Source organism: Devosia marina (genome assembly GCF_009758415.1).
Taxonomy (GTDB): Bacteria; Pseudomonadota; Alphaproteobacteria; order Rhizobiales; family Devosiaceae; genus Devosia; species Devosia marina.
On record NZ_WQRF01000005.1, the window covers coordinates 1 to 22,974 of the forward strand.

A 22,974-nucleotide genomic window follows, 5' to 3' on the forward strand; every position below is an offset into this window, starting at 1 on the left:
ATATTAACGACGGCAAAGGGAAATACGGGCGCGAGCCGCAGCGCCAGAAGATAGCTGAAGGCATTGGCCTCGAAACCTTTCGCAACCTTGCCGGCAAATCCGTCCACGCGCGAACGCAGCCAACTATTCCGGTCAACGTCAGGTCTGTCCCATCAACTCTTTAGGAGCCACCCTGAGGCAAGAGCGCTCACGGTGCAGCAGAATGCAGCAATTTGGCCTCGCTGACTTCAAGGATCGTGCAGGATTCATCGACCGATAGACCTTCGAGATCACGAAGTGCCACGAGCTGTCTCTCTTGGTTTTGCCTTCCCGTTCGCATCATTGTGACCACAGGTTACAAAAAAGCGGCGGCACTGTAGCAAGAGGTAGGCTCAATCTACCAAGTATGGCGTGCTGCGGTCGTCGTCTCTTTTCGTCTAGGAAGTGATTTTAGCGTGCTCGACAGTTACATCGTTCCAACGCAGGAGCGGCTGCTGCGCCCCCTGGCGGGGTGGCTCCTGGCGCGGGGTGCCACTGCGAACCGAATTACAATCATCGGCTTTGCTGTGGGATTGGGGGCTGTTCCGGCTATTGTGGGCGGCCAGTTTCTGCTCGGCCTGCTGCTCATCGCGCTGAACCGCATTCTGGATGGACTCGATGGCGCGGTCGCACGACTGGCTGGTCCGACCGACCGGGGCGCCTTCCTTGATATTGCGCTCGATTTCTTCTTTTACGCCGCGGTTCCATTTGCCTTTGTCCTGGCCGACCCCGCGGCGAATGGCGTAGCTGGATCCTTGCTGTTGTTCTCCTTCGTTGGCACGGGGTCGAGCTTTCTGGCGTTTGCCGTAATTGCCCAACGCCGAGGCCTGAATTCGCTGAGTATGCCAAAAAAAGGCCTCTACTATCTCGGCGGGATAACCGAAGGTACCGAGACCATCGCCTTGTTCCTTCTGATCTGCCTTTTCCCCCAGCACTTTGCCGTCCTGGCCACCGTGTTTGCCGCCCTCGCCTTCGTCACCACGCTGGTTCGTTGGTGGTGGGGCTGGAAAGCCTTTGCAGAATGAGGTCTGAGCGCAACCTGGGCCACGCCAAAACCCTCGGGCAGCGAATCGCTGACGATGGGTGGCCATGACCAAACAACGAATTGACCAGCACGGTGGCGATAGCACCGGCGACCCTGCATCCCACCGGTTTGCGCAGGTCACCCCGCCGCAGTCGAAGGGCGTCTCCAAGACGGGATGCCAGGCTACTACCCATTTGCATATACGACGCTTCCAGGCCAACTGAGGCGCCAAAGCCATTCGAAAGCGCTGTCTGCGCTGTAATGACCTAGCTGTCCCATAGCGATAGCTTGGTGTCATGCAGCGCAATGGCCTCGACCAGATCAATCGAGCGATTTCTAAACCTGCGCACCATGAACAGCGAGACGCCGAGCAGGACACCGCCGACTGCAGGCAGCAGGCCATATCCACAAAGATGAACTCGACGGCGCTGAGCCTCTGCCCGTCGGGCAACCGGTAGAGTCACCGACCAAGCCAATAGGCCAGCTCACGCAGACCAAGAATGAGGAGACCGGCCACAACGCCGATAAGGCTGCCGAGAACCAGCAGCCATATTTCCGCCTGTCCGACCGACATTTAGCCAGAGTAAGCCAGCCCTGTCGAAGCAGGCCGGCGCGCGCGAACCTTGCCCATACGGCCAGCCTGCTTCCACAGATGGCCAAAACTGTTGCGGTTCAGATCACACGGCGCTCTGTGGCGCATGCGGCCCTCCCGATCCAGAAACAGCCGGATTGCCCAGACCTGCCAGACCTTGAGCGCCCGTTCGGCGCCGACCTGCCGACCGTCGTGCCACGCCGGCCAACCTCTGACGGCGGGATCATATTGTGAGATACCCATTTCGCTCTCCTTTGGCCATTTTCGGCCAGTCAGAGAACGGCTAGGGCGAGCGGTTCTTCAGCCAGCGCAGTGCTGCCTCGCGAACATGCCCCCTGCCCTGCTATCCTTATCGCCAATGCCTTGACCGGGGCCGTCAGCGGTCGGTCCGGATTTGTGCGTGGGACAGAATAGCCGCGGCAGCGCCGCTCATTCCCTTAGAAACGATCGCAGTAGGTCGATCTGCTTTTCATCTGAAAAGGTCGGCGCATGGCCGCAATCAGGGATGGTGACAAGTTCGGGACATGGGCCACGCATGCGCATGGCGCTGGCAACGGTCGGCGGTAGCACGTCCGATTGCGCGCCCCTGATCAGCAGGGTATGCGCCGTCACCGCGTCATAGGCGTTCCAGACATCCAGATCGGCCTTGTTCTCGACCATGGTCGAGACAATCGCTGGATCGTAATGCACCGTGACCTGCCCCTTGTCTGTGCGGCGCATCGAGGTATCAACCATCCGTCGCCAGAAGCTTTCCGAGTTCTCACCAAACGGAGCATAGGTCCGTCGCAACCAGAATTCGTAGTCGGCAATGGTGTCGAAAACCGGCGGATTTCCGACATATTCGGCAATACGCCGGGCACTATCATAGGGAATATCAGGACCGACATCGTTGATGACGAGATGGGTGATCCGGTCGCTCAACGGACCGGCGGCCAGTGTGATCCCCAGCAACCCACCCATCGAGGTGCCGACCCAGCCGAACTGACCAACATCATAATGCTTGAGCATGGCGCTGGTCATGGCGCCATAAGTGGCAAAAGTGTAGTCGGCGGCACCGCGTCGCGCCCAGGCTGACAGCCCGCGGCCCAGCGTGTCAGGGCAAAGCACGAAAAAGTCGGCAGACAAGGCCCGCGCCGCTTCGTCGAAATCGCGCCCCGTGCGGGCCAGGCCATGCCACATGACCAGAACCGGATTGGCGCGATCACCCCATTCGGTCACATGCATCTCGAAACCGGCGGCGTCGATGTAGGTGGAGCGTGGAAGCGTCACTTCTGACCTCCCTTGCCCAGCAGGGTGCCGACAATGCCGGAGGGGAAGAAATAGACGAGCAGGATAAAACCAAGGCCCAGCCAAAGCAGCCAGCGCTCGGGGTAAAGCAGGTCGGGCACCAGCGGCAAACTGCCCGTCGCCTCGGCTCCCAGCGCCATCAGATCTTTCAGGTAGTATTGCGCCAGGGTCATCAGCACGACGCCGATGACTGCGCCGAGCATGGTCCCCATGCCCCCGATCACCACCATGAGCAGGATGTCGATCATGATGTCGAAGGAAAGCACCACGTCCGGCCCGGTATATTTGAGCCAGACAGCCCGCAGAATGCCGGCGCAGGCCGCAATGCCGGCGGCGATGCAGAAGATGGTGGTGCGATAGAACACCACGCGATAACCAATGGCTTCGGCCCGCAACTCGTTTTCACGAATGGCCTTGAGCACCGAACCGAGTGGCGAAGCCACGATGCGCATCATTGCCAGGAACAGCACCAGCGCGGAAATGAAAACGAAGTAATAGAGCGCGATCTTGCCGTTGAGTGGCACGCCGAACAGGCGCACCGCCTTGCCCTCGGCATCGCTCAACAACTCGAACGCCGGCGAAAACAGGCGCGGAATGGAATAGGTGATGCCGTCCTCACCCCCGGTAAAGTCCGAAAGCTGGCTGGCCAGCACCATCATCACCGAGGCGGCCGAGAGCGTTACCATGGCAAAGAAAATCGCCTTGACCCGCAGCGAGAGCAGCCCGATCAGCAGCGCCAGCACCAGTGCCGCCACCACGCCGAGTCCACCGCCAAGCAATATGGCCTCGAACCCGGGGCCCATGGTCTTGAGCGCGATGGCCGTGCCATAGGCGCCCAGGCCGAAGAACATGGTGTGGGCAAACGAAACGATCCCGGTATAGCCAATAAGAAGATCGTAACTGGCCACCAGCACGATGAAGACGCAGATGCGGGCGGCCACCTCCTGGCTGCGCACGTCGGGGAACAGGAACGGCGCCAAAGCCAAAGCCAGCCCGATCAGCGCCACCGCCCCATAGACGACAAGGCGACCGGGCCAGGTGGCCGATATTGCCGATCCGCGAAGGGATTTGGACGCGAGGGCGGAACTGTTGCGTGCCATGCTCATCTCCGCCTCACCGCTTGACCGCTGGTAGCAGCCCATAGGGACGCCAGAGCAGGATTGCCATCATCAGCAGCATGTTGGAGGCCAGCGCCATCTTGGGGACGAGAAAGGCGACGTAGTTCGCCATCAGCCCAACCAGCAGCGCCCCGAGCAGCGATCCCTGGATCGAACCCAGCCCGCCGATGATGACCACGATGAAGACCAGGATCATCATCTCCGAGCCGAGCGCCGCCGTTATCAAGCCCTGATAGCCGGCCCACATGGCGCCCCCCATGGCCGCCAGAGCCGAGCCGGCCATGAAGACAAGAATGAACAGCCGGTCGATACGAAAGCCCAGCGCCTCGACCATTTCTCGGTTCTCGACACCCGCCCGGATCAGCAGTCCGAGCCGCGTGCGGTTGAGCACCAGATACATGGCGACGTAGACCACAAGGCCAAGCAGGAATGCGAAGATGCGGTAGATCTCAACCGAGACACCGGCAAACACGATCGAGCCGGTCAACACCGCGGGACGTGGCACCGGAATGGGCGCGCCGCCCCAGATAAGAAGGATCAGTTCCTCGGCCACGATCAGCGCACCCACGGTAATCAGGATCTGGCGCAAATGATCCTGATAGACCGGCTTGATCACCACCCGTTCGAAGAACCAGCCGGCCAGCGCCCCAAATATGGTCGCCGCCGCGATGGCCAGCAGCAACCCCGCCAGATTGAGAGCCGGATTGCCGCCCGTGACCCAGAAACCGAGCCAGGCCAGCACGGTGGCGCCGATAAAGGCTCCCGCGGTCACGAAGGCGGAATGGCCGAAATTGAGCACGTCCATCAGCCCGAAGATCAGCGACAGGCCCGAGGCCATCAGAAAGATCATCATGCCCATGGCCAGTCCAGCAATGGTCAGGGTTGCCCAGGTCGAAGGCTGCCCGATCAGCACAAAAGCGATGAAGGCAAGGACCACCGGCAGCAGCATCACACCGCCGAAACGGTCGATGCCGGCGCTCATTCGGGTCCGAAAAGGAATGGAAGTATCGCTCATTTCGTCCTCAATGGGCTTCCAGCGAGAGGCTGAGAAAGCGGCTTTGCAGGCCCGCATCCTCCACCAGCTCGGTCATGCTGCCGCGGTGCACGATGCGTCCGTCATCGATCACCGCTACCGTTTGGCCAAGCGCCTTGGCAAAATGGAAGTTCTGCTCGACCAGCAGGATCGTGGTTTCCTCGGCGATCTCGCGAAAGGCGACAATCATGTTGCGGATGATCGAGGGCGCCAGCCCCTTGGTCGGCTCGTCGATAAGGATCAGGTCGCGCTTCTCGATAATGGCGCGGGAAACCGCCAGCATCTGCTTTTGCCCGCCAGAGAGCGCATGCGCCGGCTTTGCCCAGAACTGCTTGATGGCCGGAAAAATGGCATGGATGCGCGCTAGCCGCTCCGTATCGAAGCTGCCGTCATGGGTGGCAAGGCGCATGTTCTCCTCGACCGTCAGGCCGCCGAATATCCCCATATTCTCGGGCACGAAGGCAATGCCGAGCCGCGCAATATCGGGTGTGCCGAGCTGGGCAATGTCCTGCCCGCGAAACTGGATCGTCCCAAGTCGGGCCTTCCACAATCCCATGATGGTGCGCAGCGTGGTGGTCTTGCCCGCACCATTGCGGCCCAGAATGACATGCACTCCACCCTCGGGCACATCCAGGCTCACCCCATGCAGCACCTGATATTGGGCGATATTGGTATGGACGCCCTCGAGGCGAAGGATGGCCGACATCACGCCACCTCGTCGGCACCGGTGCCGAGATAGATGTCGCGGACCAGCGCCATATCCATCACCTCGGCCGGATCGCCATCGGCAACCAGTTCGCCATTGTGCAGCACCACAATGCGGTCCGCCAAAGCGCGCACCACATCCATCTTGTGCTCGACTAGGAGGATCGTCCGCGAAGCGTCCTCCTTGATCCGCGCGATGAGATCGAGGATCACCGGCGCCTCATCCACCGACATGCCGGCGGTCGGCTCGTCAAACATGAAAATGTCCGGCTCCATGGCCAGCAGCATCGCCACCTCAAGCTTGCGCTGATCCCCATGTGGCAAGGCCGTCGCCGGCAGTTCCGCCACCGCAGCAAGATTGGTCTGCTCGAGAAAATGCATCGCCTTGTCTTTGAGGCCCGACAGCGCCGCTGTCCGCGCAAACATGCGATGCCCCTGCCGCGCCTTGCCCTGCACGGCCAGCCGCACATTCTCGAACACCGACAGCTTGGGAAACAGATTGGTCAACTGAAACGCCCGCCCAATACCGGCTCGCGCCCGCTGCGAAGGCGAGAGCGTCGTGATGTCCCGCTCGCCCAGAAAGATGCGGCCCTGGGTGGGCCGGAGCTGCCCCGACACCAGGTTGAACCAGGTCGTTTTGCCCGCGCCATTCGGCCCCACAATCACCGTCAGCTCGCCCGGGTGAAAGGCGCAGGTAACGTTGTTGACCGCGGCATGCCCGCCGAAATGGATCGACAAATTCTCGGTTCGGATCGAAGGCGAATTGGACAAATCAGTTCCCCACGCAATTGAAACGTCCGGCGAGGAGGAGGACCCTCGCCGGGCGTATCGTCAAGGTGCGAATGCGCAGCCTATTCCTGGTTGTTGCGGCCGACGGGAATATCCATCTCGTCCGGCTCGATCACCCGCACCAGCTCGGGAATGGCCCAGTCGACGCCATCCTCGACCTTGATCTTGAAGTGATACATGGCCTGCAGCGCCTGATGGTCCTCGGGGCGGAAGGTCATGGTGCCCTTCGGCGTCTCGAAGCTCATCCCTTCCATGGCCTCGATCAGGGTCTCGGTCTCCCAGTCGGGAGCGGTTTCGAGCGCTTTGACAATTGCCATGGCCGAGGCCATGCCACCGGCGGTGAAGAAATCCGGCGGCGTGCCGAAACGCGCCATATGCTCCTCGACCAGCCAGTCGTTCACTTCATTGTCCGGGGCTTCATAATAATAATATATCGCCCCTTCCATGCCCGGCACCTGCTTATAGGCGGCGAGCGCGGGCAGAATATTGCCACCCGTAGACAGCTCGATCTCGAACCGCCCCGGATCGGCCGAAGCCAGCGGCGTCATGGCGTCGATCCCGGCGACATAGATCATGATCACCTTGCGGCCCGGCTGGTCCTTGAGCGCGTTGAACAGGCGCTCGATGGTGGCAGTGAAGTCGGTGGTCTGCTGCGGCACGTATTCTTCTGCCACCAGATTAGCGCCCGTTCCCTCAAGTGCGCTCTTGAACGCAGCAACGCCGTCGCGACCAAATGCGTAGTCCTGCGCCAGGGTCGCCACATAAAGGTTTTCGTCCGGCGCCAGCGCCAGCGCCTGTGCCTGCATGTCCATCGACGAATTGCGCGAGGTCTTGAACACATAGCGGTTGGAGTCCGGCCCGGTCAGACCGTCGGCCACAGCCGGCTCGACTAGCAAGATGCGCTCATATTCCTCAGCCACCGGCAGCATGGACAGCGCCACGCCCGAGGACGTGTCTCCCACGGCGATCAGCGCATCGTCATCACCATAGGCTTCGGCGAGCAACGCCCGGGCGATGTCCGGCTTGAACTGGGTGTCCTTGATGATCAGCTCGATGGGCTTGCCCTTGACCTCCATCGTGCCGTTGGTGGCATATTCCAGCCCCATCTCGAAGCCGGTATGAGTCTGCTTGGAATAGGCTTCCAGCGGGGATCCCGAGAGCCCATGCAGCAGCGCAATGCGCGCCGCATCCTGGGCAAAGGCTGCACCACTCAGCGCCGTCGAAATGGCCAAGGCGGCCAATATCGTCTTCATCATTCTTCCTCCCTCAACAGGTCCCGCCGGACACTGCGCGCCCGAGCCAAGCCTATGCGATCTTTATGAGAATCGTGCATCCGGTCTGTCCGGCCACAATTCCCTCCTCCGGTTCCCCCCGGGCATGCCGATTTCGGCTTTGACTGGCGCGGAGCGAATTGGTGTCTATTATCCCCGTGCTCTTGAAGCTCGGACAATACCGTAGAAACACACCACATGATCGATCCCCACGACCTCAGCGTCATAGCCTTTCAGAACGCGCCGATCGGCTTGGTGGTCACCGAGAGCCGCGTCATCAAGGGATGCAATCCGGCCTTTGCCGAGATGTTCGGCTATGCTGTCGAGGCGTTGCTGGAGCAGTCCTTCGCCATCCTCTACCCCTCCATGGAGGAATTCGAGCGCATTCGCGACGTCGGGGTGGAACCGCTCAAGCGCACAAACCGCTACTCGGACGAACGCATCATGGCCCGCAAGAATGGCACGCTGTTCTGGTGCCGTGTGCGTGGTCATTCCCTGACCCGCGACGATGACCCGCTGCGCCGGGCGGTATGGAGCTTTGCCGATCTCTCCGAAACGCGCAACGTGCTCAACCTCTCCGGCCGCGAGCGGCAGATCGTCATGCATCTTGGCGAAGGCCGCACTTCCAAGGAGATCGCCCGCACCCTCGATATCTCGCCCCGCACCGTCGAAAGCTACCGCGCCCGGCTGCTCAAGAAATACAATGCGCACAATGTGGCTGAGCTGCTCTCCCATCTCAGCTCGATGCCTGGTTGACCGCCATGTCGCAACAACGCTCGCTGCCCAAATCCGTCGCGTCCGTCCTCAACGCCTTTGACTCCCTGGGCGACAGTTTCAAGGGCGCCATAACTGTGGATGCCGAGGCGCGGATCACCTGGATCGACGACCGCTATCGCGAATTGCTGGGCATTCCAGCCGCTGCGGACCTGATTGGCCAACGGGTGGAAGAAGTCATCCCCCATTCCCTGCTGCGGCGGGTTGTGGAAACCGGCCGCCCCATCCTGATCGACATCATGGCCTTTGACGACAAGCAATTCGTCGTCTGCCGCCTGCCGCTGCGCAATGAGGAAGGGGAAATCCAGGGCGCTGTCGGCTTCGTGTTCTACGAGGAGATCGACTATCTGGCGCCCATTCTCGATAAATTCGAGACCATGCAGCGCCAGCTCTCCCGTGCTCAGGCCGCGCTAAACCGCGAGCGGCAGACCAAATATTCGCTGTCCAGTTTCGTCGGCGCGTCCGAGGCAGTACGCGACCTGAAAACCGTCGTGCGCCGCTATGCCCTGCGCGATGGCGCAGCGCTCATCCTTGGCGAGACCGGCACCGGCAAGGAACTTCTTGCCCATGCCATCCATCAGCAATCTGATCGCGCAGATGGTCCATTCGTGGCGGTCAACGTCGCCGCCATCCCCGAAGCACTGCTGGAAGCCGAGTTCTTCGGCGTGGCGCCCGGCGCGTTTACCGGTGCGGACCGCAAGCCGCGCAAGGGCAAGTTCGAACTGGCGCATGGCGGCACGCTGTTTCTCGACGAAATCGGCGACATGCCAGCGGCCCTTCAGGCCAAGCTCCTGCGTGCTTTGCAGGAAGGCGAGTTCGAGCCGCTTGGCTCCAACACCGTCAAGAAGGTCGATGTCCGCATCATCGCCGCCACCTCGCAGCCGCTCGAACAGAAGATCGAAGACAAAAGCTTCCGCGCCGACCTCTATTATCGCATCGCCGTATTGGCCATCCATGTGCCGCCCTTGCGCGAACGGCTGGATGACATTGGCCTCATCGCCGAAGCCCTGCTCGAAACCATTCCGCGTCCGCGCGACCAGCGCGGCTGGCTGATCACGCCTGAAGCCATTGACCAGCTCACCCGTTATCGTTGGCCGGGCAATGTGCGCGAATTGCGCAATGTGCTCGAGCGCGCCGCGGCGATGGCCCCCTCCGAGGTGATAGACTTGGCTCTGATCGCCAAGGCCTTGCCGCGCGAGGCAACCCCAACGGGCGCGCCTCCTATTGCCGGGGACTTGTCGGCCAGGCTGGCAGACGCGGAACGCGCGGCCATGCTCGAAGCCCTTGCTGCAGAGGACGGCTCGAAATCCGCAGCCGCCCGGCGACTGGGCGTGTCTCGCTCGCAATTCTACGAAAAACTCAAGCGGCACGGAATCGATTGATGGGAAATGTCCGGATCTCCGGACAGAATCTGTCCGGCTCTTCCAGAAAACCGGACAGCCTCGTCGTTCCGGCATAGCAAAACCACCGGGAAACCGGCACTGGCACGCTTCGTGCAATGTCTTGCCCAACAATCAAGGCCACAAGGCCGACGACAGGGTGGAGGCAAGGGATCGTGTCAAAGCGCGTTGCGCTGGTGACGGGATCGACGAGCGGTATTGGGCTCGCGATCGCGCATAAATTTGCCGAGATGAACTATTGCGTGGCGCTCAACAGCTTTGAGCCCGCCGAAAGCCATGCGGCTCTCATCGATGAGCTGGACGTCCTGGGCACAGGCGAGATCGTCTATTTTCCGGCTGACCTTGCCAACGCGCCGGCCAGCCGGGCGCTGGCTGAAGCGGTCATTGCCCACTTCGGTCATATTGACGTGCTGGTCAACAATGCCGGCATCCAGAAGGTCGCGCCAATCGAGGATTTTCCCGATGAGGATTGGCGGCGCATCGTTGCGGTGAGCCTCGATTCAGCATTTCACGCCATCCGCGCCAGCTTGCCGGGCATGACCGCGCGGGGCTGGGGCCGGATCATCAATATCGCCTCGGCCCATGGCCTGCGTGCCTCCCCTTTCAAATCGGCCTATGTCGCCACCAAGCACGCCGTTGTTGGCCTCACCAAGACCGTGGCGCTGGAGGCCGCCGAGAAGGGCGTCACCGTCAATGCCATCTGCCCCGGCTATGTCTGGACCCCACTGGTGGCCAAGCAGGTTGCAGACCAGGCCCGCGTCCACGGCCTTACCGAAGACGAGGTGATCCGGCAGGTGATCCTGGCGCCACAGCCGACCAAGCAATTCGTGCAACCCGAGGAGATCGCCGAAATGGCCGCCTATCTCTGCTCGGATTGGGCGCGTTCGATCACCGGCTCGACCATTTCCATCGACGGAGGCTGGACCGCCAAATGAGCGCCCCCGACATCATTCTGTCCGCCCGACAACTGACCAAGCGGTTCTCCGGCTTTACTGCAGTCAACGGCGTCGATCTCGACGTCGAACGCGGCACCATTCATGCGCTGATCGGGCCCAATGGAGCGGGCAAGACCACCTGCTTCAACCTGCTGACAAAGTTCCTGCAGCCCAGCGCGGGGACCATCAAGTTCAATGGCCGTGACATCACCAGCATGGCCCCCGCGGCCATTGCCCGGCTCGGCGTGGTCCGTTCCTTCCAGATATCGGCGGTGTTTCCACGCATGAGCGTGCTCGAAAACGTCCGCATCGCCCTGCAGCGCCGCCGTGGCGACAGTTTCGACTTCTGGCGCAACCAGAAGGTGCTCAACGATTACGACGCTGAAGCCCGTGAGCGGATCGAGGAAGTGGGGCTGACCGAATTTATCGGCGAGACTGCCGGCGAATTGAGCTATGGCCGCAAGCGCGCGCTCGAAATCGCCACGACCCTCGCGCTGGAACCGGAAATGCTGCTGCTCGATGAGCCGATGGCCGGCATGGCGCAGGAAGACGTGTCCCGCATTTCAGCCCTGATCCGCCGGATATCGGCCAAGCGCACCATCCTCATGGTCGAGCACAATCTTTCGGTGGTCGCTGACCTCTCCGACAAGATCACCGTGCTGGCGCGCGGCGAAGTGCTCGCCGAAGGCCCTTATGAAACCGTCTCCAAGGACCCACGGGTCATTGAAGCCTATATCGGAGCTGGTCATGGCTGACGCTGCCCGCAAGATCGATCCCGCACCAGCCGCTCATGCTCTCGCCGTCCGCGACCTCCAGGCCTGGTATGACGAGAGCCACATTCTGCACGGCATCAATTTCGATGTCGCGCCAGGCGAAGTGGTCACCCTGCTCGGCCGCAATGGCGCGGGCAAGACCACGACACTGCGCGCCATCATGGGGTTGATCGGCAAGCGCACTGGATCGGTGCAGTTCGAAAACCGGGAACTCATTGCCTTGCCGGCACGCGCCATCGCCAAACTCGGCATCGCGTTCTGTCCTGAAGAGCGCGGTATCTTTTCCTCGCTCTCGGTCGACGAGAATCTGATGCTGCCACCGGTAATCAAGCCGGGCGGGCTCAGCCGCGAGGACGTGCTCACCATGTTTCCGAACCTGCGCGAGCGCCTATCGAGCCAGGGCACCAAGCTTTCGGGCGGCGAACAGCAGATGCTGGCCATTGCCCGTATCCTGCGCACCGGCGCCAAATTCCTGCTTCTGGACGAGCCGACCGAGGGCCTTGCCCCGGTCATCGTACAGCAGATCGGCCGCACACTGGCCACGCTCAAGAACCAGGGCTTCACCATCGTCCTGGTCGAGCAGAACTTTCATTTCGCCGCCTCGGTCGCCGATCGCCACTACGTGGTCGAACAGGGCCGGGTCATCGACATGATCCCCAACACAGAGATCCAGACCAATCTGGGCAAGCTTCACGCCTATCTTGGCGTGTGAGGAAACCGGTCCGGGAGAGGACCCTAGGAGGAGAGAACCAATGAACTTCAAGACAGCAACCCTGGCGGGTCTTGCCGCCATGCTGATGACGGGCTCCGCCATGGCGGTGGACGTCAAGCTTGGCGTGCTCAACGACCGCTCGGGCATTTATGCCGACCTTTCGGGCGAAGGCTCGGTGGTGGCGGCCCGCATGGCCATCGAGGACTTCGACGCCGCGTCCAAGGGCATCAATGTCGAGGTGATTTCAGCCGACCACCAGAACAAGCCCGACGTGGCCTCCACCATTGCGCGCCAGTGGTATGACGAGGAAGGTGTGGACGCCATCGTCGATGTGCCGACATCTTCGGCCGCGCTTGCCGTCAGCGAGATCACCCGTGAGAAAGGCAAGATCTTCCTCAATTCCGGCGCCGCTTCGACTGACCTGACCGGCGCACAGTGCGCACCGGGCACCGCCCACTGGACCTACGACACTTACGCCCTGGCCAACGGCACTGGCCGCGCCATGGTCGAATCCGGCTACAAGAACTGGTACTTCCTGACCGCCGACTACGCCTTCGGCCATTCGCTCGAAGCCAACACCTCCAAGGTGGTTGAGGAAACCGGTGGCTCTGTGGTCGGCTCCGTCCGTCACCCCTTCCCGGGCACCGATTTCTCCTCGTTCCTGCTGCAGGCCCAGGCCTCGGGCGCAGACGTGATCGGCCTGGCCAATGCCGGCGGCGACACCGTCAACTCGATCAAGCAGGCCGCCGAATTCGGCATCACCCAGGCCGGGCAGGCACTTGCCGGGCTGCTGATCTTCATCACCGATGTGCATGCGCTGGGCCTTGAAACGGCGCAGGGCCTGGTGCTGACCGAAGCCTTCTACTGGGATCTCAACGACGATACCCGCGAGTGGTCGGCACGTTTCTCCGAGGAAATGGGCGGCTCCAAGCCGACCATGGTCCATGCTGGCGTCTATTCGGCCGTCACCCACTATCTCAAGGGCGTGGAAGCGGCCGACAGCAAGGAAACCGAGGCGGTCATGGACTGGATGAAGTCCAACCCGTCTCAGGACCAGGTCTTTGGCGAAGGCTCGCTGCGCGAAGACGGCCGCCACCTGCACGACATGTACCTGTTCCAGGTCAAGTCGCCTGCAGAATCCGCCGGCGACTGGGATTACTACAAGCTCCTCTCCACCATCCCGGCTGAAGTCGCCTTCATGCCGCTTGAAGACGGCGGCTGCGCACTCGTCGAGTAGTTCTTCGTCCTCCTGGCGTCCCGGTTCCGGCCGGGGCGCCGCCCAATGTCGCCGGAGCGGTTCCGCTGCTGCGGATCCGCGAAATTAGGTAAGAGAACATGTTCGAGCTCTTGGGAATTCCCCCACAGGCCCTGTTCGGCCAGCTCCTTCTGGGGCTGATCAACGGCTCCTTTTACGCCCTGCTCAGCCTTGGGCTGGCCGTCATCTTCGGGCTGCTCAACATCATCAATTTCAGTCACGGGGCCCAGTACATGATGGGCGCTTTCGTGGCCTGGATGGGTCTGACCTATCTCGGCATTCCCTATTGGGGGGCACTGATCGTAGTACCACTGGTCGTGGGGGCGACCGGCGTCGTGATCGAGCGATTAATGATCTCGCGCCTCTATCATCTGGACCATCTCTATGGCCTGCTGCTGACCTTCGGCCTCGCCCTGATCATCCAGGGACTGTTCCGCAATGGCTTCGGCGTTTCGGGCCTACCGTATTCTATCCCGTCCCAACTCAGCGGGGGGACAAATCTCGGCTTCATGTTCCTGCCCAACTATCGCGCCTGGGTCGTCGTCGCCTCGCTCCTTGTCTGCTTCGGCACCTGGTTCGCCATTGAGCGCACCCGGCTTGGCGCCTATCTGCGCGCCGCCACGGAGAACCCCACTCTGGTGGGCGCCTTTGGCATCAACGTGCCGCGCATGATCACCCTCACCTACGGCTTCGGCGTGGCGCTGGCCGCCTTTGCCGGCGTGCTGGCCGCGCCGATCTATTCGGTCAATCCCAATATGGGCGCCGACCTCATCATCGTGGTCTTCGCAGTCGTGGTGATCGGTGGCATGGGCTCGATCCTGGGGGCCATTCTCACCGGCTTCGGTCTCGGCATCGTCGAAGGCCTGACCAAGGTCTTCTACCCCGAAGCCTCCTCGGTGGCGATCTTTGTCATCATGGCCATCGTCCTGCTGGTTAAGCCCGCTGGCCTGTTCGGAAGGACCGCCTGAGATGAGCGTTACGACAGAAACCACCTATTCCAGCGCGTCCCAGGCCATGCCCATCGGCACGCCGCGCCACCACATCATCATCTTCGCCGTCCTCCTGGGGCTGCTGCTGATCGCACCCTTCCTGCTCTACCCGGTCTTCATCATGAAGATCCTGTGTTTTGCGCTCTTTGCCTCTGCCCTCAACCTGCTGCTCGGCTTTGGCGGACTGCTTTCATTCGGTCATGCCGCCTTCTTCGGATCGGCCAGCTACGTGACCGCCCACGCCGCCAAGGTCTGGGGCCTGACGCCCGAAGTTTCGATCCTGCTCGGCACCGGTTCAGCAGCGATCCTTGGCCTTTTGATCGGCGCGCTGGCCATCCGTCGCCAAGGCATCTATTTCGCCATGGTGACGCTGGCCTTTGCACAAATGGTCTTCTTTTTTGCCCTCCAGGCCCCCTTCACCGGTGGCGAGGATGGCATTCAGGCGGTTCCACGCGGCAACCTGTTCGGCGTGCTCTCGCTGGCCGATGACCGTACCCTCTACTTTGTGGTGCTGGCGATCGTGTTCGGCGGGCTGCTGGCGATCTACCGCATCATCCATTCGCCCTTCGGGCAGGTGCTCAAAGCCATTCGTGACAACGAGCCGCGCTCGATTTCGCTGGGCTACAAGGTCAACCGCTACAAGCTGGCCGTGTTCGTGATGTCCGCGGCCCTCGCCGGGTTGGCGGGCTCGACCAAGTCCCTGGTGTTCCAGCTCGCCTCGCTGACCGACGTTTACTGGACCATGTCCGGCGAGGTCGTGCTGATGACGCTGCTGGGTGGCATGGGCACCATATTCGGGCCGTTCGTGGGGGCTGCCGTCATCGTCACCATGCAGAATTATTTCGCAAGCTTTGGCGCCTGGGTGACCATTCTTCAGGGCACGATCTTCGTGATCAGCGTGTTGCTGTTCCGCGAAGGCATCGTTGGCGTGCTGTCCAAATGGATCAAGAAGCCCCTCTAGCGGCTCCATAAAAAATTCGCCATGCCGCAACAGGCATGGCGACCTTACCACCAGTTCAGGGAGAGACCCGCATGCGCAAGGTCAAATCCAGTGTCGCCGAAGCAATGGCCAATGTGCTGGCCGACGGTATGACCATCATGTCCGGCGGCTTTGGCCTCTGCGGCATTCCCGAGGCGCTCATCGAAGGCATCGAAGCGTCAGGTGCCAAGGACCTCACCGTCATTTCCAACAATGCGGGCGTGGACGGCATTGGCCTTGGGCGCTTGCTGGCGACGCGACAGATCAAGAAGATGATCTCGTCCTATGTTGGCGAGAACAAGCTGTTTGCCGAGCAATACTTGTCCGGCGAGCTGGAGCTTGAGTTCAATCCGCAGGGCACACTGGCCGAGCGCATACGGGCCGGCGGAGCCGGCATCCCGGCCTTCTTTACCAAGACCGGTGTCGGCACGCTGATTGCCGAGGGCAAGGAAGTTCGCCGCTTTGGCGAGGACGACTATGTCATGGAAACCGGACTGGTCGCCGATGTCTCGGTGGTCCACGCCTGGAAAGGCGATCCCGAGGGCAATCTGGTCTATCGGATGACGGCGCGTAACTTCAATCCGATGATGGCGACCGCCGGCAAGGTCACGATCGCCGAGGTGGAGGAACTGGTTGAGACCGGCAGCCTCGACCCGGACCATATCCACACGCCCGGCATTTTCATCGACCGGCTGGTCCATGTCCCCAACCCCGCCAAGCATATCGAAAAGCGAACCGTGCGGCAGCGCGACGAGGAGGTGGCATAATGGCCTGGACCCGCGATCAGATGGCGGCGCGCGCCGCACGTGAACTCGAAGACGGTTTCTATGTCAATCTGGGCATTGGCATCCCGACGCTGGTGGCCAACTTCATTCCCGATAACATGGATGTGCGGCTCCAGAGCGAGAACGGCATGCTCGGCATGGGTCCCTTCCCCTATGAAGGGGAAGAGGACGCCGATCTTATCAATGCTGGCAAGCAGACCATCACCGCATTGCCCGAAACCAGCTTCTTTTCAAGCGCCGACAGCTTCGCGATGATCCGGGGCGGGCACATCGATCTGTCCATTCTGGGCGCCATGCAGGTGGCTGAAAATGGCGACTTGGCCAACTGGATGATCCCGGGCAAGATGGTCAAGGGCATGGGTGGCGCGATGGACCTGGTAGCCGGGGTCAAACGCGTCGTCGTGGTCATGGAACACGAGGCCAAGGGGCAGGCCAAACTGCTCCGGGAATGCACGCTGCCGCTCACGGGGAAGCGTGTCGCTGATCTGGTCATCACCGATCTTGGGGTGTTCTCCATCGCGCGCCGCGGTGAAACCGACATGCGGCTGATCGAGCTGGCCGATGGGGTTTCAGTTGACGAAATCACCGCCAAGACCGAGGCTCGGTTCACGGTAGCACTGGGAGAGAAGGTGGCATGAGTGGAATAGTCATTGTCGGTGCCGCCCGTACACCGGTCGGCAGTTTCATGGGTCCGCTTAGCACGGTCCCTGCTCACGACCTGGGGGCCACCGCCATCACGGCTGCGCTGGAACGGGCCGGCGTGGCGCCGGACGAGATCAACGAAGTCATTCTGGGCCAGGTGCTCACTGCCGGGGCCGGTCAAAATCCAGCGCGCCAAGCGGCGGTGAAGGCCGGCATTCCGAAAGCCGCAACGGCCTTCGGCATAAACCAGGTCTGTGGCTCTGGGCTTCGCGCCGTGGCCATTGGCATGCAACAGATACTGTGTGGCGACGCTGACGTCATCGTCGCCGGCGGGCAGGAGTCAATGTCGCTTGCCCCGCATTGTCAGTCGCTCCGCGCCGGCGCCAAGATGGGCAATATCAGCCTGGTCGACACCATGGTCGTCGACGGCCTGCTGGATGCCTTTGGCGGCTATCATATGGGCATCACCGCCGAGAACATGGCCCGCCAGTTCGAGATCACCCGCGAGCGGCAGGACGAATTTGCTCTTGCCAGTCAACGCAAGGCGGCCAAGGCCCAGGCCGATGGCCACTTCTCCCGCGAGATCACCCCGGTCAGCATCGAGACGCGCAAGGGCACGACCATCGTCGATAGAGACGACCACCTGCGACCCGAGACCAGTTCGGACGCGCTGGCCAAGTTGCGCCCGGCCTTTGACAAACAAGGCACGGTGACGGCTGGCAACGCATCAGGTCTCAATGACGGCGCCGCGGCACTGGTGCTGATGCGCGAGGAAGAGGCCGCCCGACGCGGTCTGACACCCCTCGCCCGCATTGCAGCCTGGGCGACCGCCGGGGTCGATCCCGCCATCATGGGCACGGGTCCCATTCCGGCTTCCCAGAGGGCGCTCGAGAAGGCCGGCTGGTCGATCCAAGACCTTGATCGCATTGAGGCCAATGAGGCCTTTGCCGCGCAGGCCTGCGCAGTCAATGCGGGCATGGGCTGGAACCCCGACATCGTCAATGTCAGCGGCGGCGCAATTGCCCTGGGCCATCCCATTGGCGCATCGGGCGCGCGCATCCTGGTCACCCTGCTGCATGAGCTTGAGCGCAACAACCTCAGCAAAGGCCTCGCCACCCTTTGCATCGGAGGCGGTATGGGGGTCGCCCTCTGCGTCGAGCGGTGAAGCGGCGAGCGCCTGCGGACTGTCGGCAATCGGGAAAAACGCCCCCGGTTGGAGCGGCAGAAATTGGGCGCACTGCTGAAGGCAGGCGCCGACCCCCTTATTGACCCCTTGATGCCCTGCCTCGCGTGCCCGATAACGGACACGGATTAAGCCCGTGGTATTGGTGATGAGCACGAGCGTAAGCGGACTAAACCATATTACCCTAGCGGTCGCTGACGTCGAGCGATCACTAGAGTTCTATCGTGACGTGCTCGGCTGTGCCGTCAGAGCGATATGGTCAGATGGTGCCTATTTGGAAGCAGGATCGCTTTGGCTATGCTTGTCTCGCGATGAGGAGGTGAGGTCTGCACCTCACCCGGATTACACCCACATCGCGTTTAGCGTACCTGAAGAATCCTACAGTGAACTAAGCGCTCGGGTGTCTGCGACTGCTACAATATGGAAAGACAATCGGAGCGAAGGTGCTTCGACTTATTTTTTGGACCCTGACGGGCATAAGCTCGAGTTGCACGTGGGGTCACTGCAATCGCGACTTGCCTACTATCGAGAGCACCCGGGTAAGGGCGTAACAATCCTCTAGCGGCGGCTTTATTATCTGCCAGGGCAAAAGCCGACTGACAGCAAGCCACCCCAAATCAGACCAAGAAGTTGGCCGCTCTGAAAAGCCGGTCGCTGCCAGCCAATCCATTCTGTTCGCAACCCAAAGCATCACCCTACGCACACGGAGGCAGACATTGGCTGATAGCCATCCTTTGTGAGCTCGCGTCACGTCCGCGCATCCCGGTACGCATTTCTCTCTCTTGAGCGCTCTTCAGCCCTGCGATTTCACAAATTTACGCGCCATAACAAGCGACTAACTTGGCGCGACCAATGGAAGAAATCACGCGGCTATTTGGAAACGCAGACCGTTGCAGACCGGCCACAGCGCCGTTTCACGAATCTGCGAGCAATTGCTCCTGTTAAGAATTGCGGGCTATTGATTTTTTTGGCATGCGCGGACGCGTTGGGATTCGTGCCGGTTGTGGCTGATTGTTGTCGGGAGCAAGCATGAACAAGGTTCTGGTCAGTCTGGTCGCCCTGGTTGCCACCACACTTGTGGTTTCTCCGGGATCGGCCCAACAGCTTGCCAGCCTTGAAACCAGCCGCATCGTCATTGCGCCGCCGCAAAGCGCCCTGGCGCGCACGATCAAGTCAGGCCTGTCCGCCGCTTATTACGGAGCCCGCCCGGACACGCGCGCTCATGAGGAAGCTCAAAGGCTCTATTTTCTCTATGGTGAGCGCCATTTCGAGCCAATCTGGCTGGCCGAACAGGCTAATGGCACGGTCACCTTCTCGCCAGCGGCCACCAAGATCATCACCTTGTTTGAAAATGCTGCCAGCGAGGGGCTGGACCCGTCCGACTATCTGACCCCGCAGATTGATGCCGCCAGGCTGTCGGGCGACGGCATTGAACTGGCAACTCTGGAAACCGCCTTTTCGGCCGCGACCATGCGCTATGCCGATCACCTGCATAATGGCCGCATCGATCCCCAGTCGATCAGCACCCTGCTCGATCTCAAGCGCAAGCCGATCAACGAGGCCGCGCTGCTTGAGCAGCTCGCCCGGAGCAACGATCCCGCCGCGATCCTGATGCAGCTCGAACCCCAGCACCGGGAGTTCCAGGCGCTTAAGGCGGCCCTTGCCAATTTTGAACAATCCAGTGCCGCCCGCCCCACCCCGATTAGTGACGGCCCGGTGCTCCGTCCAGGCAATTCCGATGCCCGCCTGCCCGCCATTCGCGCGAGGCTGGAATTGGCTGCCTCGACCTCCCAGCTCTATGATGACCTGACCGTCGACGCGATCAGGTCCTTCCAGAAAGGCCAGGGGCTCGAAGTCGACGGCATAATCGGACCCGCCACGGTCGCCGCCCTCAACGGTGGGGTAGCCACGCGGCGCGAAGACATCATCGCCAATATGGAGCGCTGGCGCTGGATGCCTTCCGATCTGGGCGATTTCACCGTCTTCGTAAACATCCCCGAATTCCGCCTCTCCATCCTGCGCAATGGCCAGGAAGAATATACGACGCGGGTGGTTGTTGGCACCACCAAGAACCAGACGCCGATATTCTCGGACAGCATCCGCCACGTGGTGGTGAACCCCTATTGGAACGTGCCATCGTCCATTATTCGCGGTGAGATCGCCCCCGCGATCCTGCGCAATCCAGGCTATACCGACAGCCACAACATGGACCTGCTCTATAATGGCGCCACGGTCAGCCCCTGGCAGGTCGACTGGACCCAGGTTTCGCCGTCCAATTTCCCCTTCCGGGTGCGCCAGCGCCCCGGCGCCGGCAATGCCCTGGGGCAGATCAAGTTCCTCTTCCCCAACAAGCATGACGTCTATCTGCACGATACCCCGTCCAAGTCGTTGTTTGCGCGGTCCTATCGCGCCTTCAGCCATGGCTGTGTGCGGGTGCAGAACCCGATGGAATTTGCCGATGCGCTGATGGCCAATGAGCCAAACATTTCGCGCGCCTCGCTCGAATCCATGTTCGGCCCGTCGGAGCGCTGGGTGAACCCGCAGAAGCAGATCCCGGTGCATCTGGCCTATTTCACCCTCCGGGTCGAAGAGGATGGGACCATTCGCTCCTTCGGTGATCTCTATGGCCACAACGAAAAGCTGATCGCCGCGATGGGGCTCGATGCAATCGAGCCGCCAGCCATTGTCGCCGAGGCGGAAACAGCGCCCCGGGAACTCTCCCCCTGACGGGAAACGTCCTTGTCGAACCGAGATCGGTTAACGCCCAGGTAACAATTTCGCCTTGGTTGTGCCTGTTTTTGCCCTTAATAACGGAAGCGTGAGGGGATCTGCGGTCAGTTCACAACTGGTTAGCGTTAATCAATTCGAGCGAATTGGGCGCTAACGTCTCACCATTATCTGACGAGAGAGCCGGGCAGAGTTTGGCGTGACGGTCTTGGGGTTGATCAATTGGCGAGGTGCTGCGCGGGCTATTGCCGCCGCAGCTTTGTGCGTTTCCTCTCTGCTGCCGGTGGTGCCGGTTCAGGCAGCATCCGAGCGCGCCCTTTATCTCCATTATACCCACACCAAGGAAACGACCCGCATCGTCTTCAAGCGCAATGGGCAATATGTCCAGTCGGGCCTGAACGAGCTCAATCAGTTTTTGAGGGACTGGCGGCGCGATGAAGCCACCAAGATGGACCCGCGCCTGTTCGACCTGATCTGGGAAGTCTATCAGGATGTGGGCGGCACCCAGCCGATTAACATTGTGTCGGCCTATCGCTCCCCGGCCACCAACGCCATGCTGGCGTCCAAATCGTCCGGTGTCGCCGACAATTCCCAGCATATGCGTGGCACCGCGATGGACTTCTTCATTCCCGGTGTACCGCTGGCCAAGCTGCGCGCCGCTGCCATGAAAAAACAGGTCGGTGGCGTAGGCTATTATCCCACTTCAGGCAGCCCTTTTGTCCATCTGGACACCGGTTCCGTGCGCGCCTGGCCACGCATGACCCGCGCCCAACTCAAGGAACTGTTTCCAGACGGCAAGACCATGCACCTGCCCACCGACGGCAAGGTGCTGTCCCAGCAGGGCTACAATGTTGCCCTGGCCGAATGGAAACGCTGCCACGCCTTCCCCTGCAACGGCTCCGGTTCCAGCACTCAGGTGGCCAGCGCCTCGGGAGGCAGCGGCCGCACCCTGGTGGACCTGCTGTTTGGCGGAAACGAACAGAAGTCCGCCAGCGCGCCGCAAGTGCAGACCGCGTCCTTGGCCCCGCAGCGCACGACCCCGGTTGCCCCGGTCATGCCCGATCGCCGCCCGGCCGATCTGGGCGGGGCAGACTTCGCGGTTGCCTCGGTGTCCGATACCGCCCTTCCTTTTTCGACTAGCGGCAGCGCGCCGCTGACCGATGACGAGATGAATGAGAGTTCGCAAGTCGCGGTGGCCATGCCAGTGGCCATGCCTGAAGACCTGCGCAACAATGACGCCGTCATGGCCCTTGCAGCCCTGACTGAGCCGACCATGCCGACGCCGCGAGTCATCATGTCCGATCCGCCGACGGACATCCTGACGGCCTATGCTGCCGCAAGCCCGGCAGCTGACCCTGGCGCCCAGCGCGCGCTGGAAATGATAATCGAAGGCACCACAACCGCCAGTGCCACGGCAACGCCCCCCGCACCAACCGAACGTCTGCCGGTTCTGCCGCCCCTGCGCCCAGCAGCAACTATCCAAACCGCGTCGCTCGGCGGCAATCTGTCCGACCTGTTCGGCAGCACATTTGGAGCGACCGACGCCAATGCGCCCACGCCGCTGGCCCAAGCACTGGTGCAGCATGTCGCCGCCCGCCCTGATCCGAATGCCATGCGCCGCCCCGCTCTGGTGGCCCCCGACCTGGAACATGTCGCAGACATTTTCATCGATCCGGCAGCGATGTCTTCTGGCCGCTATGCCGTGATTTTCAATCACGATGAGGCCGACTTCGACCCGACCCCAGAAATGGGGCCCCATGTGCTGATCAAGAGCGTTGGCGATAGCGGTCCTCCGCCGGTCCACAACCGCTTCACGCGCACCGCGCCTCTGGTCTTGGCCAGCAACTGACGGCAAGTCTACGGCGCCCTGCAATTGCCTGAATGCTCTCCCATTAGTGGAGACCCATCGCCACATGGCCTTGGCTGGCATTGCAATGGCATGACCCTGCGCCTAAACAGGGACAAACCAGATATTTGACGGGG

At 61.5% G+C, this 22,974-nt stretch carries 24 protein-coding genes; 15 read left to right on the forward strand and 9 right to left on the reverse strand.

From position 1 onward, the window contains the following. Positions 1-434 precede the first annotated feature (434 nt). A complete protein-coding gene (locus GO014_RS14540) occupies positions 435-1,043 on the forward strand; it encodes a CDP-alcohol phosphatidyltransferase family protein (protein ID WP_343030976.1) in 609 nt (202 codons plus the stop codon). Here the strand turns inward: GO014_RS14540 and GO014_RS19660 are convergent. From GO014_RS19660 to GO014_RS14580, 9 genes are all read right to left on the reverse strand, one after another. Further along, complete coding sequence (locus GO014_RS19660; protein WP_425482088.1) at positions 994-1,305, reverse strand: chloride channel protein; 312 nt, start codon at positions 1,303-1,305, stop codon at positions 994-996. The two genes, GO014_RS14540 and GO014_RS19660, sit on opposite strands and share 50 nt — an antisense overlap. Positions 1,306-1,308: 3 nt before the next feature. Next, complete coding sequence (locus GO014_RS14545; RefSeq protein ID WP_157291057.1) at positions 1,309-1,506, reverse strand: hypothetical protein; 198 nt, start codon at positions 1,504-1,506, stop codon at positions 1,309-1,311. Between the two features lie 110 nt (positions 1,507-1,616). Then, entirely contained in the window at positions 1,617-1,877 is a 261-nt protein-coding gene (locus GO014_RS14550; protein ID WP_157291058.1) for a hypothetical protein, read from the reverse strand. A gap of 186 nt (positions 1,878-2,063) precedes the next feature. Further along, the gene (locus GO014_RS14555; protein ID WP_210252461.1) at positions 2,064-2,903 is read right to left on the reverse strand and encodes an alpha/beta fold hydrolase; all 840 of its coding nucleotides are present in this window, start codon (positions 2,901-2,903) and stop codon (positions 2,064-2,066) included. Further along, positions 2,900-4,021: a branched-chain amino acid ABC transporter permease gene (locus GO014_RS14560; RefSeq protein ID WP_157291059.1), complete on the reverse strand. Its 1,122-nt coding sequence runs from the start codon at positions 4,019-4,021 to the stop codon at positions 2,900-2,902. The genes GO014_RS14555 and GO014_RS14560 overlap by 4 nt, the downstream gene beginning before the upstream one ends. A 13-nt stretch (positions 4,022-4,034) precedes the next feature. Then, on the reverse strand, positions 4,035-5,054 hold the full coding sequence (locus GO014_RS14565) for a branched-chain amino acid ABC transporter permease (protein WP_157291060.1): 1,020 nt from the start codon (positions 5,052-5,054) through the stop codon (positions 4,035-4,037). Positions 5,055-5,061: 7 nt separating this feature from the next. Then, positions 5,062-5,778: an ABC transporter ATP-binding protein gene (locus GO014_RS14570; protein WP_157291061.1), complete on the reverse strand. Its 717-nt coding sequence runs from the start codon at positions 5,776-5,778 to the stop codon at positions 5,062-5,064. Then, positions 5,778-6,548, reverse strand: a complete 771-nt coding sequence (locus GO014_RS14575) for an ABC transporter ATP-binding protein (RefSeq protein WP_157291062.1) — start codon at positions 6,546-6,548, stop codon at positions 5,778-5,780. Before GO014_RS14575 ends, GO014_RS14570 begins: the two co-directional genes overlap by 1 nt. Before the next feature lie 80 nt (positions 6,549-6,628). Beyond that, positions 6,629-7,819 carry a substrate-binding domain-containing protein gene (locus GO014_RS14580; RefSeq protein WP_157291148.1) on the reverse strand — a complete coding sequence of 397 codons (1,191 nt, stop codon included), beginning with the start codon at positions 7,817-7,819 and terminating at the stop codon, positions 6,629-6,631. 216 nt (positions 7,820-8,035) lie between these two features. Between GO014_RS14580 and GO014_RS19025 the strand changes: the two genes are divergently transcribed. The 14 genes from GO014_RS19025 (at position 8,036) to mepK (ending at position 22,840) form a co-directional block, all read left to right on the forward strand. Beyond that, the gene (locus tag GO014_RS19025) at positions 8,036-8,593 is read left to right on the forward strand and encodes a helix-turn-helix domain-containing protein (RefSeq protein WP_116589967.1); all 558 of its coding nucleotides are present in this window, start codon (positions 8,036-8,038) and stop codon (positions 8,591-8,593) included. A gap of 5 nt (positions 8,594-8,598) precedes the next feature. After that, positions 8,599-9,993, forward strand: a complete 1,395-nt coding sequence (locus tag GO014_RS14590; protein WP_157291063.1) for a sigma-54 interaction domain-containing protein — start codon at positions 8,599-8,601, stop codon at positions 9,991-9,993. Between the two features lie 170 nt (positions 9,994-10,163). Beyond that, a complete protein-coding gene (locus GO014_RS14595; RefSeq protein ID WP_343030983.1) occupies positions 10,164-10,946 on the forward strand; it encodes a 3-hydroxybutyrate dehydrogenase in 783 nt (260 codons plus the stop codon). After that, a complete protein-coding gene (locus tag GO014_RS14600; RefSeq protein WP_116589965.1) occupies positions 10,943-11,701 on the forward strand; it encodes an ABC transporter ATP-binding protein in 759 nt (252 codons plus the stop codon). The genes GO014_RS14595 and GO014_RS14600 overlap by 4 nt, the downstream gene beginning before the upstream one ends. Then, positions 11,694-12,431 carry an ABC transporter ATP-binding protein gene (locus tag GO014_RS14605; protein WP_157291065.1) on the forward strand — a complete coding sequence of 246 codons (738 nt, stop codon included), beginning with the start codon at positions 11,694-11,696 and terminating at the stop codon, positions 12,429-12,431. The genes GO014_RS14600 and GO014_RS14605 overlap by 8 nt, the downstream gene beginning before the upstream one ends. A gap of 40 nt (positions 12,432-12,471) precedes the next feature. Beyond that, positions 12,472-13,668: an ABC transporter substrate-binding protein gene (locus GO014_RS14610; protein WP_207785279.1), complete on the forward strand. Its 1,197-nt coding sequence runs from the start codon at positions 12,472-12,474 to the stop codon at positions 13,666-13,668. A 98-nt stretch (positions 13,669-13,766) separates the two neighbouring features. Then, positions 13,767-14,654 (forward strand): branched-chain amino acid ABC transporter permease, encoded by an 888-nt coding sequence (locus GO014_RS14615; RefSeq protein ID WP_116589963.1) that lies wholly within the window; start codon positions 13,767-13,769, stop codon positions 14,652-14,654. Between the two features lies 1 nt (position 14,655). Continuing rightward, a complete protein-coding gene (locus tag GO014_RS14620) occupies positions 14,656-15,636 on the forward strand; it encodes a branched-chain amino acid ABC transporter permease (protein WP_157291066.1) in 981 nt (326 codons plus the stop codon). A gap of 71 nt (positions 15,637-15,707) precedes the next feature. Continuing rightward, positions 15,708-16,421, forward strand: coding sequence for a CoA transferase subunit A (locus GO014_RS14625; protein WP_116589961.1), 714 nt, complete (start codon positions 15,708-15,710; stop codon positions 16,419-16,421). Further along, complete coding sequence (locus GO014_RS14630) at positions 16,421-17,077, forward strand: 3-oxoacid CoA-transferase subunit B (RefSeq protein ID WP_157291067.1); 657 nt, start codon at positions 16,421-16,423, stop codon at positions 17,075-17,077. The genes GO014_RS14625 and GO014_RS14630 overlap by 1 nt, the downstream gene beginning before the upstream one ends. Further along, positions 17,074-18,246, forward strand: a complete 1,173-nt coding sequence (locus tag GO014_RS14635; RefSeq protein WP_157291068.1) for an acetyl-CoA C-acetyltransferase — start codon at positions 17,074-17,076, stop codon at positions 18,244-18,246. The genes GO014_RS14630 and GO014_RS14635 overlap by 4 nt, the downstream gene beginning before the upstream one ends. Positions 18,247-18,412: 166 nt before the next feature. Beyond that, positions 18,413-18,826, forward strand: a complete 414-nt coding sequence (locus tag GO014_RS14640) for a VOC family protein (RefSeq protein ID WP_157291069.1) — start codon at positions 18,413-18,415, stop codon at positions 18,824-18,826. A 467-nt stretch (positions 18,827-19,293) separates the two neighbouring features. After that, positions 19,294-20,991, forward strand: coding sequence for a L,D-transpeptidase family protein (locus tag GO014_RS14645; RefSeq protein ID WP_157291070.1), 1,698 nt, complete (start codon positions 19,294-19,296; stop codon positions 20,989-20,991). Positions 20,992-21,190: 199 nt separating this feature from the next. Then, positions 21,191-22,840, forward strand: a complete 1,650-nt coding sequence (gene mepK / locus GO014_RS14650; RefSeq protein ID WP_343030977.1) for a peptidoglycan L,D-endopeptidase MepK — start codon at positions 21,191-21,193, stop codon at positions 22,838-22,840. The last annotated feature ends 134 nt before the right edge of the window (positions 22,841-22,974 follow it).